This window comes from Shewanella jiangmenensis (assembly GCF_018596335.1).
In the GTDB taxonomy this organism is placed as follows: Bacteria; Pseudomonadota; Gammaproteobacteria; order Enterobacterales; family Shewanellaceae; genus Shewanella; species Shewanella jiangmenensis.
Window position 1 is genome coordinate 59,522 of sequence record NZ_JAHEPS010000011.1, and the last position, 13,338, is coordinate 72,859.

Genomic DNA, 13,338 nt, shown 5'->3' on the forward strand with positions numbered 1-13,338 from the left:
TAATTCAAAGGAAGCACCACCATGGCAGAAAAAATCATCATCGCCACCGACAAAGCCCCCGCCGCCATCGGCACCTATTCACAGGCAGTGAAAGTAGGCTCAACCGTGTATCTTTCAGGCCAGATCCCGCTGGATCCGGTCAGCATGACCCTGGTTGGTGATGACTTTGAAGCCCAGACTGTGCAGGTATTTGAAAACCTCAAGGCCGTGTGCGAAGCCGCCGGCGGCAGCTTTGCCGACATAGTCAAACTGAACATCTTCCTCACCGACCTGTCGAACTTTGCCAAGGTCAACGAGATCATGGGTCGCTACTTCAGCCAGCCATACCCAGCACGCGCCGCCATCGGCGTAAAAGAGCTGCCACGTGGCTCGCAGGTTGAAATGGACGGCGTGATGGAGCTGTAAGTCCATCACCCCATCTTAAAGGCGCTGCGGCGCCTTTTTGCATTTTTGCGCCCTCGCCCACCAGCAGCTCTGGCGGCAAAGCCAAGACCAAAAGCCAAATACAATCCAGCAACATCTGACCACAGCTAAATCATTTGCCGGGTGTCGCAAAAGCCGACATACTGGCTATCAAACACGCGTTTGAACCCGCTCAGACGTAAAAAATCAGAACAAACAAGATGGAAGTAGCCATGCAATCCACATTCAAGACGCCTGTCGAGATGCTTAATCACTGGGTCGACACTCAGGGTGACAAAATCTATTTGCGCCAGCCGGTGAATGGCCAATACCGCGATTTCAGCTGGCGGGACGTAAAACGCAAAATGGAGCAACTGGCGGGCTCGCTGCGCCATCTTGGTCTCAGCCCCGGTGACAAGGTCGCGATCCTGTCAAAGAACTGTGCCGAGTGGTTTATTACCGACCTGGCGCTGATGCATGGCGGCTATATCAGCGTGCCGATTTATCCTACGGCCAATGCCGACACTATCCGCTATGTGCTTGAGCACAGCGGCGCCAAAGCCATTTTTATCGGTAAGCTGGATCACTGGGCCGATCAGGAAGCGGGCGTAGGCGGCAGCATACTGCGCATGGCCTTCCCCTACGACACCATGCCAACCCAATACGGCTGGGAGCAACTGCTCAGTATGGGTCAGCCGCTCACCGAGGCGCGCACGCCCCAGGCCGACGATATCATGACCCTGATTTACACCTCAGGCTCCACCGGCAATCCCAAGGGCGCAATCCAAACCTTCGGCAGCTACGGCTGGACCTGCGGCGCCGTGGTGCGCGATTTGAAAACCGATGGTGAAGACCGCCTGCTGTCTTACCTGCCGCTCGCCCACATCACCGAGCGGGTCGCCATCGAAGGCTCCTCTTTCTATTCCGGCAGCACGGTTGCCTTTGTCGAAAGCCTGGATACCTTCGTCGCCGACGTGCAGCGCATGCGCCCAACGGTATTCTTCTCGGTGCCAAGACTCTGGACCCTGTTCCAGAAAAACATCATCGACAAGGTGGGTTACGACAAGCTTAACTTCCTGCTCAAGCTGCCGCTTATCAGCTATTTGGTTAAGCGCAAGATCCACAAGGGATTAGGCCTTGATAAGTGCCGCCTGCTGGGTTCAGGTTCGGCACCTATCCCGCCGGCGCTGCTGCGCTGGTACCACAGCATTGGGCTTAACATTTGCGAAGCCTGGGGCATGACCGAAAACTGCGCCTACTCCATCATCAATCATCCGTTTGATGCCAGCAAAATCGGTACTGTAGGCAAGCCCATCGTTGGCTGCCAGGTGCGCCGCGGTGAAGATGGCGAGCTGCTGGTAAAGAGCCCCGGCCTGATGAGTGGTTACTATCTGCAGGATGAAGCCACCGCCGCCGCCTTCGATGAAGATGGCTTCTTCCACACCGGTGATTTGTGCTCCATCGACGCCGATGGCTGTATCAGCATCACAGGCCGGGTGAAAGACAACTTCAAGACTTCCAAGGGCAAGTATGTGGCGCCTGTGCCCATCGAGCGCAAGCTCGCCCAGGATCCACACCTTGAGCTGATTTGCGTAATTGGCTCGGGCCTGCCGCACCCGATCGCGCTGGTGCAGCTGTCGGCTGGTGCCACGTTGCAGGCCCGCGCCGAAGTGCGCGCCTCCATCAAGGCCACCCTCGATGCCATCAACCCCAACCTCGAATCCCACGAAACCGTGGATGCCGTGGTGGTGGTGACTGAGCCCTGGACCATCGAGAACGATGTGTTGACCCCGACCCTGAAGATTAAACGTCACGTGCTGGAAGCCCGCTTCAGTGCCAAGGTCGATGGCCAGCGGGGCGCCAAAGTAGTGTGGGAAGACGAAATCTGAGCCCGCGCGCCAGATAAAAGCACCCGCCCATAAAGTCAAAAAGCTCGCCAATCGGCGAGCTTTTTCGTTAGCAAATCGGCAATCAGTACTGGGCTTGTTTAGCCGCCAGCGCCGACTGCACCTGCTTGATGGCGGTGCCGCCGAGCACGTCGCGCTTGGCAAGACACTGCTCGAGACTGAGGTGCGGATACACATCTTCACCAATCACCGCCGAGAAGGCCTGCAGGCTCTCAATCGGCAAGGCCTCCAGCGCCACGCCCTTGGCGATGGCGTGCAGTACGACTTCACCCACTATATGGTGCGCCTCGCGAAACGGAATGCCCTTGGCCACCAGATAATCGGCAAGCTCGGTGGCGTTGGCATAACCCTGCTCGGCCGCCTGACGGGTATTGGCGCGGTTAACCTTCACGCCTTCCAGCACCAGCGCCGCCATATCAAGACAAATGCCCCAGCTGTCGACGGTATCAAACAGGCCTTCTTTGTCTTCCTGCATGTCCTTGTTGTACGCCAGCGGCAGCGCCTTCATGGTGGTGAGAATGCCGACCAGATTGCCGTACACCCGGCCACTCTTGCCACGGATAAGCTCGAGTGCATCGGGGTTTTTCTTTTGCGGCATCAGCGATGAACCAGAGGTGACATTATCGGCAAGCTCGATAAAGGCCGCTTCGCCGGTATTGAAAAAAATCATGTCTTCCGCCATCCGCGACAGGTGCATCATAGACACAGCCGCAGCGGCGCACAGCTCCACCACATGGTCGCGATCGGATACCGCATCGAGGCTGTTGAGGGTTGGCCTGGCAAAGCCCAGCGCCGCAGCCAGTGCATGACGGTCGATGGCATAGGCAGTGCCGGCAAGGGCGCCCGAGCCCAGCGGACAGGTGTTGAGGCGCGCGGTGGCGTCAGTGAGGCGCGATAAGTCACGCTCAAGCATCTCCACATAGGCAAGACACCAATGTCCAAAGGTTACCGGCTGCGCCCGCTGCAGATGGGTGTAGCCCGGCATCACCGCGTCCAGCTCACGCCCGGCAAGGGCCAGCAGCGCGCCAATCACGGCCTTGAGTTTGGTCTCAATCACGCTGGCGCTGGCCTTACACCAGAGCTTGAGATCGGTCGCCACCTGATCGTTGCGGGAGCGGCCGGTATGGAGCTTTTTGCCGAGATCGCCCACTTTTTCAATCAGTTTGCTTTCAACAAAACTGTGAATGTCCTCGGCGCCGCTGCCGATGATGGCCGCTTCGTCTTCGCCGACCTCAAGCAGTAATTCACTCAGCGCCGCCTTAAGGCGACTGCACTCATCGGCATTCAGCACACCCACGCTGGCGATAGCATCGGCCCAGGCGATGGAACCCTCTACATCCTGCACAAACAGGCGGTAATCCACCGGCAAAGAGTCGTTGAAGAGTTGGAACAGGGCACTGGCCTGCCCCTGAAATCTGCCGCCCCACAAGGCCATCGCGATTCTCCTTATGCCCGGGTTTGCCCCAAAGCTAACTTAAACTTTGTAAAATCAATGGGGGCCATCGGCCCCCATCTGGATTATTGCCGGTTTACTTGCTGTTGTAGGCGCGGATGCGACTTGCCAGCGAGTAAAGACGGATAAAGCCTTCGGCGTGCTTCTGGTCGTAGACGCTGTCTTCACCGAAGGTGGCGAAGGCCTCGGAGTAGAGGCTGTTTGGCGAGCGCTTTTGCACCGCCATGGCCTGACCTTTGTAAAGCTTAACGACCACTTCGCCGTTGACCATGGTCGCCAGTGACTCAGAGGCCGCCAGCAGCGAATCGCACAGCGGCGTGAACCAGCGGCCGTCGTACACCAGATGCGCCATCTTGGCGGCGATTTGCTCGCGCCATTCGCGGCAGCTCTTATCCAGCACCAGCTCTTCCACGGCACGCAGCGCGGCAAACATCACGGTGCCGCCGGGGGTTTCGTAGCAGCCACGGGACTTCATGCCCACCAGGCGGTTTTCGGTGATGTCGATACGGCCAACACCGTGGGGTGCGGCGATGGCATTGAGGGTCATCAATACCTGATATGGGCTCATGGCCTCACCGTTAACGGCGGTGATGCGGGCATTTTCCACCTTCAGGGTCACGTATTCAGGCTTGTTTGGCGCATCTTCCGGATCGGCGGTCAGGGTCCATACCTGCTTGGATGGCTCGTTCCATGGATCTTCCAGCTCGCCACCTTCGTGGGAGATGTGCCAGGCGTTGGCGTCGCGGCTGTAGATTTTGGTGGCAGAAGCCGAGGTCTTGATATTGCGCTCGGCAAGGTAGGCCAGCAGATCTTCACGGCTGGACATATCCCACTCACGCCATGGGGCGATGACTTTAAGCTCAGGCGCCAGTGCGGCGAAGCAACCTTCGAAACGCACCTGATCGTTACCCTTGCCGGTACAGCCGTGGCACAGGGCATCGGCGCCCACTTTGCGGGCCACTTCCACCTGGGCCTTGGCGATGATAGGACGCGCCATGGAGGTACCCAGCAGATAAGTACCTTCGTAGATGGCACCAGTGGCTATGGTCGGGTAAATGTAGTCTTTTACAAATTCTTCTTTCAGGTCAACGATGTGACACTCGCTGGCGCCGGAGGCAAGCGCCTTCTCGGTCAGGCCCACCAGCTCTTCTTCGCCCTGCCCCACGTCGGCACAAAAGGCCACGATTTCGCAGTTGTCGTAGTTTTCTTTAAGCCAGGGGATGATCGCCGAGGTGTCCAGGCCGCCGGAATAGGCGAGCACCACTTTCTTGATACCGGTTTTGCTTTTTTCGATTGCCATGTCAGTTTCCCAGAAGGCGCACTCGGCGCCGATTAATCTAAAATCAATGAATTAACCCAGCAGTGTCACGAGCACTGCGTTTTGCACATGCATGCGGTTTTCCGCCTGGTCGAGGATGAGCGAGCCTTCGCCATCCATCACCTCATCGGTCACTTCCACGCCGCGGTGGGCCGGCAGGCAGTGCATGAAGTAGCTGGCTCCGGCCTTTTCCATCAGTGCCTTGTTCACCTGATAAGGGGCAAACTTGGCCTTGATGTCGGCAAGCGAGGTGTTGTCGCCCATGGAAATCCAGGTGTCGGTATAGATGGCATCATGGCCGGCAATATCGTTAACGTCCGAGGTTAACACTATGTCGCCGCCATGGGCCTTGGCAATACGTCGCGCCTCCTGCACTTCAAAGCCATCAGGAAAGTGACCTGGCGGGCAGATCACTGTCATGGTGGCCCCGAGCAGCGCCGCGCCATACATCAGCGACTGACACACGTTGTTGCCATCGCCAACAAAGGCGAGCTTTACCTTCGACAGGTCATCAAACTTTTCTGCCAGACTCAAATAGTCCGCCAGCGCCTGACAGGGGTGATAGCGATCAGACAGGGCGTTAATCACTGGCACTGAACCATACTCGGCCAGCCCTTCCACGGTTTCGTGGGCAAAGGTGCGCGCGACAATGGCGTCGGCCCAGCAGGACAGATTAGAGGCAAAGTCCTGCACCGACTCGCGCTTGCCCAGCGCACCGTTTTGTTGATCCAGATACAGGCAGTGACCACCGAGCTTATTGATACCGATATCGAAACTGACGCGGGTGCGAAGCGAAGGCTTCTCAAACAGCATGACCACACTTTTGCCGGCAAGGGCACGGGAGTATTTGGCTGGCTCCGCTTTAATCGCTTTGGCGAGGTTAAGCAGATCCAGCAATTGCGTCTGCGTCAGTTGGTTAATCGATATCAAATGCTTCATGGTTCATATCCTAAGGTTGTATCTGCGTGCCCACGGCCTCACCCTTAATCAGTGCGGCCAGTTGTTCGCTGTCACGCCAGGAGGCTACCTGTACCGGCTCTCCCAGCCATTCGGCCACTTCGAGTGCGGCCTCCACTTTGACTTTCATGCCCTTTTCAATCACACCGAGCTTCACCAACTCCTCGCTCTGGGCGCGGCTGAGGCTTGGAATGAGAGTGCCTTTACCATCCAGCACGCCGGAGACATCCGACAGCAGCACCAGCTTGCCGCCGAGTAACTTGGCGAGTACAGAAGCGGCCTGATCGGCGTTGACGTTCAAAAGCTCGCCATCTGCCGTCATGGCGATGGAACTGATAATCGCCAGCCAGCCCTGCGACAGGATGAACTCCAGCGCCTTGGCGCTGCCGGGGCTGACTTCGCCCACCATGCCAAGACGCTCGTCTTTAATCACGGCGCTGACCATACCGCCGTCGCACAGACTCATGCCCATGCTGACCACACCGGCCTTGGCGGCTGCGCCCTGCAGCAACTTGTTGGAGGTACCGGCGAGGGCACCGGCAATAACCGGCATCTGCTCGGCAGGTGTGACCCGCAGGCCGTCGAGCTTGACGGTTTCCATGCCGTTGGCCTTGAGCTGCTCGTCCACCAGACAGCCGCCGCCATGCACCAGCACCACGGGCTGGCCCTGCTCAAACAGCTGGGAAATGGTGTCCATCAAGCGCGCCATACCCATGTCGCACTGCAGCAGTGCGCCGCCCACTTTTAATACCAATACTTTTTTCGCTGACATGCCGATGTTCTCCATCTCACGCGCCAAAATGAATCTTTATGCACTGCAGCGCCTGGCTGGCAGCACCCTTCATCAGGTTATCGATGGCGCTTGCCACCACCAGATAGCCGCTCTCTTCGTCAAACTTCCAACCCAGGTGGCAGTTGGGGGTAAGCACCACGTCATCCACCTTGGGGAACTGCCCCTGTTTTACAGTCACGATTGGGCTGTGGTCATACACCTGATACGCGGCGGCGACATCGGCGGTGGTGGTGCCGGGTTTCAGCTGCACCGTGATGGTGGCCAGAATGCCGCGTTTGAAGTTGCCAAGGTGCGGGGTGAAAATCACTTCCTGACCCAACTGGCTGGCGATTTCAGGCTGATGTCTGTGACCGAGCACGCCGTAGGGCGTGAGACTCACTTCGCAAAAACTGGTGTGCAGCTGTGCCTTACGGCCGGCACCGGTCACGCCACTCACGGCATTGATCACCGGACGGTTATCGGTCAGCAGCGCCTTAAGCGGCTTGAGCGCAGTCAGCGACGCGGTCGGGTAACAGCCGGGCACCGCAATCATGCGGGTTGCCTTGATGGCGTCGGCGTTCCACTCGGCCAGGCCATATACCGCCTTGGCAAGCACCTCGGGATAATCGTGCTCAAAGCCATACCACTTGGGATACTGAGACTTATCGGCAAAACGGTAGGCGCCGCTTAAGTCAAAGACTGCAAGACCGCGGTCGTAAAAATACGCCGCCAGCTCCAGCGATACCGAATGCTCGGTGGCCAGCGCCACGGCATCGGCCTCGGCAACAATGGCATCGAGCGCTGCATCGGTCAGTGGTGCTAAACGCAGGCCGATATGACTGTATACCGGATAAAGCTCAGAGAGCGCCTTGCCCTTATCGGCACTGCCTTCAGACACATACAGCCCCTGAACTTCATAGGCCGATTCTGCGGTGATGAGTGCGCAAAGCTGCGCTCCGGTATAGCCACTGGCACCAATGATGGCGATCTTTTTCATGGATTCCTGATTCTTTACTACTGATTAAACAGATACTTGAGGTCGTTGAACGGGGGAGTCGTGCGCTTGCGCCCCGGCTGCGGTTTATCGTCGCAGCCAATGCGGGTGTACAGATTTGGCAGTGGATATCATCTCAAACTTAACCATATTCTCTCTCACCTCGAGGCCATCGCTATGGTACTCGTCCCAGCTGAGTGCCAGACTATCACAATCCATTATTTATGCAACATGCATGAATATATATTTTTAATTGAGTGAATAAAAATTCGCGGGATCTTGGGGTCAACAGCGTTTGTGCTTAGCGTATTTATGTCGCTTTGCAGGCCAATAGCCACTGAGGCCCTTTTTGAGTAACCATGCATTCAGTGGACTGCAGAAATTGGCGTATTTTTCGCCCGCGCCAGCATAGCTGCGCGAGATGTCACTACTGTGATTTGATGGTGGATATTCATCAATCAGACTCATCTGATGAACATTTCTCAAAAATTACGCCGTTAAATCGCATACAACCATTGAAACAGGTCGTTTACACGGCAAGTTTTCAACAAATCACAAATGAACATGAAAAATCCTTAAATTGGTCAGTCCAATTGACCTTGGTCAGTTGACCCGCGCCTCATCGCTGTTTATTGTGCTTGAACGGCATTGCCTGAGATTCGTTGTAGCTCGTTGAGTGGAGATACCATGACAGACGTAAGAGGTAGCGAAAAAGTGACTGATATGTACGCCCAGCTTCGGGCCAACGTGGGCATGATGGGGCAAATTCTGGGTGACACCATGAAAGAGCACCTCGGTGAAGCCTTTCTGGACAAGGTGGAACAAATCCGCCTGCTGGCCAAAGACAGTCGCAGCGGAGATGCCGCCGCCAGGGAAAAAATGCTGAGCCTGCTCAGCGACTTGCCCGACGAAGAACTGGTGCCATTCGTAAAAGCCTTTAACCAGTTTCTGAACCTGGCCAACATAGCCGAACAGTTTCATACCATCAGCCGCAACTGTGATGAGCTGGTGTGTGTGCCGGATCCGGTAGAGCAGCTGCTTGGTCGTATGCTGGGCGGCAACGTCGACAAAAAAGAAATGCTGTCGACCCTAAAGACGCTGGATATCGACCTGGTGTTGACCGCGCACCCAACTGAAATTTCCCGCCGCACCCTTATTCAAAAATATTCTGGCATTGTGGATTGCCTGCAGGATCTGGAAAACCCGCAGCTGACCGAGCGCGAACATAAAAATCAGATGCTGCGCCTGCGCCAGCTTATCGCCCAGATTTGGCACACCAATGAAATCCGCCGCGAGCGGCCGACTCCGGTGGATGAAGCCCGCTGGGGCTTGTCGACAATTGAATCGTCCCTCTGGCATGCGGTGCCGGATTTTCTGCGCCAGCTTAACGATCAGGTCGAGCAGGCCACCGGCACCCAAATTCCGACCGACATGGCGCCGGTACGCTTTTCAAGCTGGATGGGCGGCGACCGTGACGGCAACCCATTCGTGACCGCCAAGGTGACCGCCGAGGTGCTTGACCGCAACCGCCACACCGCCGCCCGTCTGTATCTGAAAGACGTGGTCGAGCTGGTGCATGAGCTGTCGATGGAAGAAGCCAACGCCGAGCTTAAGGCCTTTACCAAGGGCTCCTGCGAGCCATACCGCGATGTGCTGCGCACCCTGCGCTGCAAACTCAGAAACACCATTGATTTTCTCAACGCCCGCCTCGAAGGTCATCAGCCCGAGATGAAGCGTGATGACATCATCTGGGAACAGGCCGACCTCGAAGCACCACTCAAGCTCCTTTATCAGAGCCTGTGCGACTGCGGTATGCGCCTGATTGCCAACGGTCAGCTGCTGGACATGCTGCGCCGCCTCGCCTGTTTCGGCATCCATATGCTGCGCCTCGATATACGTCAGGACGCCGGTCGCCACGAGGCCGCCGTCGCCGAACTGACCCGCTATCTCGGCCTTGGCGATTACGCCCACTGGAGCGAACACGAGAAGCAAGCCTTCCTGCTTAAAGAACTCAGCGGCCGCCGCCCGCTTATTCCAAGCCAATGGAAACCCTCCGATGAGGTGGCCGAAGTGCTTGCCACCTGCCGCCTAGTGGCGCGTCAGCCACAGCGGGCGCTCGGGTCTTATGTGATTTCCATGGCGAGCAGCCCGTCCGATGTACTGGCGGTACTGCTGCTTTTAAAAGAAGCCGGGTGTAACTACCCTATCCGGGTGGTACCGCTGTTTGAAACCCTTGATGACCTTAACAATGCCGCCGCCTGCATCACGGATCTTTTGGATATCGACTGGTACCGCGGTTACACCAAGGGCATGCAGGAAGTGATGATTGGTTACTCCGACTCCGCCAAGGACGCTGGGGTAATGGCCGCAGCCTGGGCGCAGTACAGTGCGCAGGAGCAGCTGGTTAAGGTTTGCAACAAGGCTGGCGTCAAGCTCACCCTGTTCCATGGCCGTGGTGGTACCATCGGCCGTGGCGGCGGTCCGGCTCACAAGGCGATTTTGTCTCAGCCACCCGGCAGCGTTGATGGCCGCATCCGCGTGACCGAGCAAGGCGAGATGATCCGCTTCAAGTTTGGTCTGCCCAAGCTTGCGGTGCAGTCACTGGCGCTGTACACCTCGGCGGTGCTCGAAGCGACTCTGTTGCCGCCCCCCGAGCCGAAAGTTGAGTGGCGCAACGCCATGCAGCGTATTGCCGAAGAATCAGTGGATGCCTATCGCGGCATAGTGCGCCATGAGCCTGATTTCGTGCCTTACTTCCGCGCCGCAACCCCCGAGGTTGAGCTGGGTAAACTTCCGCTTGGCAGCCGTCCTGCCAAGCGCCGGGTGGATGGTGGCATCGAGAGCCTGCGTGCCATCCCGTGGATTTTTGCCTGGTCGCAAAACCGCTTGATGCTGCCGGCCTGGCTTGGTGCCGGTGAAGCGCTCAAGGCCGCAGCCGATCGCGGTGAACTGCCGCTGCTCAAAGAAATGGAACGCGACTGGCCCTTCTTCAACACCCGCATCTCGATGCTGGAAATGGTGTATAGCAAGGCTGAGCCTAACCTCGCCCGCTACTATGAAGAGTGTCTGGTTCCTGAGCCGCTGCGTCATTTGGGAACCACCCTGCGTCAGCGTCTGGCCCTTGGCATAGATGCCGTGCTGCAGCTGACCGGTGAAGATTCGCTGATGGCACACACCCCGTGGAACCGTGAATCGGTACGCCTGCGTAACCCCTACATCGACCCGCTGAACTTCCTGCAGGCCGAATTGCTGGGCCGTACCCGCCGCGAAGAAACCCCGTCGGAGCATGTGCAGCTGGCGCTGATGCTGACCATCGCCGGTGTGGCTGCAGGCATGAGGAACACCGGATGATCCGCCTGCTGTTGATTGGCGCTTGTGTGCTGCTGTCTGGCTGTATCAGCCAGTACAGCATCAGCGAGCGGGAAATGGAGTCTTATCTGAACCGGGAAATCGGTTTGGAGATTAAAGACAAATCCGGCCCGCTCGGCGCCAGGCTGTCGGTAAATCAGGTCGAAGTTACCCTCGGTCACAAGCCAGACACGATGGCGGTAAAGGCAACGAGTCTTGCAGAGCTTAAAACCCCGCTGGTGCCACTGAGAGCAACCGTCACCGCCACCTTTGAGGCCAAGCCCTGGTACGATAAAAACGCCCATGGCGTGTATCTCAGAGGCCTTGAGCTGGTGTCGCTGGAGTCGAGCCCGCCAGAGCTTAAGCAGCTGCTGACCGGCGTGACTCCGGAGCTGATGCGGGCGGTACGCACATATCTTGAGAGTCAGCCTGTATATGTGCTCGACACCCGGGATAAGGCTCAGGGCAAGCTTGCCGAAATGACCGAAAAAATCACGGTTAAGCCTGGCAAGTTGGTGCTGGAATTTAACTGAGTAAACCTTTTGCTTTAAACGCAAAAAGCGCGGCCTATGCCGCGCTTTTTAATTTAAGCTCAGTAACTTAATTATGGCTTCGGCTATTTAGGAAAGCGACCAATGCTGTGGTAATCAACCACCACGGCTTCGCCATTAAGCTCACGGCGCAGCATGTCGTAGGCCACCGCCGCACTAATTTTACGCACCAGATCCCGCGAGCGGCGCGGCAGTTTGATCATCTGACTGTACACGCCACCACGGGTCGCAAGTGCGATGGCAACTGTACCGACAGGTTTCTCTTCGCTGCCGCCATCGGGGCCAGCTATGCCACTGGTGGCGAGCGCATAGTCGCTGTCTAACAGCGCACGGGCGCCGCGAGCCATCTCTTCAACCGTAGGAATAGACACAGCGCCGTAATCATCCAGCGTTTGCGGCGACACCCCAAGCACCCTGACCTTGGATTCATTGCTGTAGGTCACCAGGCCCTGATGCAAATAGGAAGAGCTGCCGGGAAACGCCACCAACTGACTGGTGATAAGGCCGCCAGTGCAGGACTCAGCCACGCTGAGGCTCATGCCAGAGTTATAAAGCCTCGCATGGATTTCTTCTTCAAGGGAGGTTTTACCGCTCGCCACTACCACATTACCGAGCTGACGGCGGATTTGCTCTGTCACCTTGCCGAGGGCTGAAATGGCACTGTCACCACGGGCAAACACCTTGATTTCGATATAGGGCATGAAAGAGCGGTAACCCAGAGTAATGCCATCAGGCAGGCTCATGGCTTCAAGCTCATCAGCAAGGGATGACTCACCGCGGCCGAGGGTCAGCAGTTTACTGAGCGCCGTATTATCGGTTTTGCCAAAACTCTGCTGCACAAAGGGTAAAAATTGCTCTTCGACCATCTGCTTGAATTCAAACGGTACCCCCGGGGTGAAGAACAGCCAGGCGCGATTGAGCTTCACCCTGAAACCACAGGCCGTGCCGACAGGATTATCGACCATCACGGCCGAGGCCGGGATCATCGCCTGCTTAAGGTTACTCTTGGGCATCTCACGGCCGTTACGGGTAAACCAGTCATGAAGCCTTTCAACCCAGGCATCCTGAAGCACCAGTGGCTCACCCTTCGCCTTGGCCATCGCCTCAGCGGACATGTCATCTGACGTCGGCCCAAGGCCACCATTTACCAAAATCACATCGGCGTGCAGGCTGCGCTCCTGAAATACGGCGATCAAATCGTCCAAACGATCGCCAACAGTTACTCTGCGCTGCACTTCAATGCCGTTTTCCATCATCAGATTAGCGAACCAGGCGGCATTGGTGTCCACTATCTGGCCTGCGAGCACCTCTTCACCGGTACAAATCATCTCAAGCTTCATGCCTGCTCCTTCACTGAAAAGCGTTCGCTGAAAATTGGCTATAAGGTAGGGAAGCGGAGTGCACAAGGCAAGAGGCGGGCAAAAAATGCCACCTTGGTTCGGTGTAAAGAGAGTAGATACGAAGCTTTAAAAGCAAAAAGGCCACCCTGTTGGGTGGCCTTTTTGTTCTATTTGGCGCCTGGCGATGACCTACTCTCACATGGGGAGACCCCACACTACCATCGGCGTGACTGCGTTTCACTTCTGAGTTCGGAATGGGATCAGGTGGGACCACAGCACTAATGTCACCAGGCAAA

Annotated in this window: 10 protein-coding genes and 1 rRNA gene; 4 read left to right on the forward strand and 7 right to left on the reverse strand. The window is 57.0% G+C overall.

Annotated features, from left to right (window positions below; all coding sequences use genetic code 11):
• The first annotated feature begins 21 nt into the window (after positions 1 to 21).
• Together KJI95_RS17980 and KJI95_RS17985 are read left to right on the forward strand one after the other, a co-directional pair.
• Positions 22 to 405, forward strand: a complete 384-nt coding sequence (locus KJI95_RS17980; RefSeq protein WP_214508589.1) for a RidA family protein — start codon at positions 22 to 24, stop codon at positions 403 to 405.
• A gap of 230 nt (positions 406 to 635) precedes the next feature.
• Positions 636 to 2,291, forward strand: coding sequence for an AMP-binding protein (locus KJI95_RS17985; protein WP_214508590.1), 1,656 nt, complete (start codon positions 636 to 638; stop codon positions 2,289 to 2,291).
• Positions 2,292 to 2,373: 82 nt separating this feature from the next.
• On the opposite strand, the gene argH is transcribed toward KJI95_RS17985, so the two are convergent.
• From argH to argC, 5 genes are all read right to left on the reverse strand, one after another.
• Complete coding sequence (argH, locus tag KJI95_RS17990) at positions 2,374 to 3,744, reverse strand: argininosuccinate lyase (RefSeq protein WP_214508591.1); 1,371 nt, start codon at positions 3,742 to 3,744, stop codon at positions 2,374 to 2,376.
• A gap of 94 nt (positions 3,745 to 3,838) precedes the next feature.
• Positions 3,839 to 5,062: an argininosuccinate synthase gene (locus tag KJI95_RS17995; RefSeq protein ID WP_214508592.1), complete on the reverse strand. Its 1,224-nt coding sequence runs from the start codon at positions 5,060 to 5,062 to the stop codon at positions 3,839 to 3,841.
• Positions 5,063 to 5,113: 51 nt separating this feature from the next.
• Positions 5,114 to 6,019 (reverse strand): ornithine carbamoyltransferase, encoded by a 906-nt coding sequence (locus KJI95_RS18000; RefSeq protein WP_214508593.1) that lies wholly within the window; start codon positions 6,017 to 6,019, stop codon positions 5,114 to 5,116.
• A gap of 10 nt (positions 6,020 to 6,029) precedes the next feature.
• The gene (gene argB, locus KJI95_RS18005; protein WP_214508594.1) at positions 6,030 to 6,809 is read right to left on the reverse strand and encodes an acetylglutamate kinase; all 780 of its coding nucleotides are present in this window, start codon (positions 6,807 to 6,809) and stop codon (positions 6,030 to 6,032) included.
• A 16-nt stretch (positions 6,810 to 6,825) separates the two neighbouring features.
• On the reverse strand, positions 6,826 to 7,806 hold the full coding sequence (gene argC / locus KJI95_RS18010) for an N-acetyl-gamma-glutamyl-phosphate reductase (protein ID WP_214508595.1): 981 nt from the start codon (positions 7,804 to 7,806) through the stop codon (positions 6,826 to 6,828).
• A gap of 711 nt (positions 7,807 to 8,517) precedes the next feature.
• Between argC and ppc the strand changes: the two genes are divergently transcribed.
• Together ppc and KJI95_RS18020 are read left to right on the forward strand one after the other, a co-directional pair.
• Positions 8,518 to 11,154: a phosphoenolpyruvate carboxylase gene (ppc, locus tag KJI95_RS18015; protein WP_214508600.1), complete on the forward strand. Its 2,637-nt coding sequence runs from the start codon at positions 8,518 to 8,520 to the stop codon at positions 11,152 to 11,154.
• Positions 11,151 to 11,684: a YceB family lipoprotein gene (locus KJI95_RS18020; RefSeq protein WP_214508596.1), complete on the forward strand. Its 534-nt coding sequence runs from the start codon at positions 11,151 to 11,153 to the stop codon at positions 11,682 to 11,684. Before ppc ends, KJI95_RS18020 begins: the two co-directional genes overlap by 4 nt.
• Before the next feature lie 83 nt (positions 11,685 to 11,767).
• On the opposite strand, the gene KJI95_RS18025 is transcribed toward KJI95_RS18020, so the two are convergent.
• On the reverse strand, positions 11,768 to 13,042 hold the full coding sequence (locus KJI95_RS18025; protein ID WP_214508597.1) for a CinA family nicotinamide mononucleotide deamidase-related protein: 1,275 nt from the start codon (positions 13,040 to 13,042) through the stop codon (positions 11,768 to 11,770).
• Between the two features lie 176 nt (positions 13,043 to 13,218).
• A 5S ribosomal RNA gene (gene rrf / locus KJI95_RS18030) occupies positions 13,219 to 13,334 on the reverse strand.
• Positions 13,335 to 13,338 lie beyond the last annotated feature (4 nt).